Origin of the sequence: Cupriavidus consociatus, assembly GCF_017814975.1 — a bacterium.
In the GTDB taxonomy this organism is placed as follows: domain Bacteria; phylum Pseudomonadota; class Gammaproteobacteria; order Burkholderiales; family Burkholderiaceae; genus Cupriavidus; species Cupriavidus consociatus.
Genome location: NZ_JAGIQA010000209.1, coordinates 1 through 271, shown reverse-complemented (window position 1 = coordinate 271; position 271 = coordinate 1). Strand labels below are relative to the sequence as shown.

At 64.2% G+C, this 271-nt stretch carries 2 protein-coding genes; both read left to right on the top strand.

Annotated elements, in window-relative coordinates; all coding sequences use genetic code 11:
- The first annotated feature begins 1 nt into the window (after position 1).
- Positions 2–82, top strand: a complete 81-nt coding sequence (locus tag J8I82_RS39940) for an ABC transporter ATP-binding protein C-terminal domain-containing protein (protein ID WP_431831620.1) — start codon at positions 2–4, stop codon at positions 80–82.
- 40 nt (positions 83–122) lie between these two features.
- The coding region (locus J8I82_RS38115; protein WP_209765823.1) for a hypothetical protein at positions 123–271 on the top strand (149 nt) is incomplete at its 3' end.

The window sequence follows — 271 nt, the reverse complement described above, 5'->3', positions numbered from 1 at the left end:
ACTGGCCCAGGGCTCGCCGGAGGCGATCCTGGACAACGCCGACGTACGCCGCGTCTACCTTGGGGATTCGTTCAAGCTGTGACGGCGGGCACCCGGGCACTTTCCATCCTTTCGGCACAGGTATGAAGACTCGGCTGCAGACATCGTTGGGACAGCAGCTGGTGCTCACGCCCCAGCTGCAGCAGGCGATCAAGCTGCTGCAGATGTCCACCACCGAGCTGGAGCTTGAGATCGCCCAGGCGGTGGAGAGCAATCCGCTGCTGGACTGGGC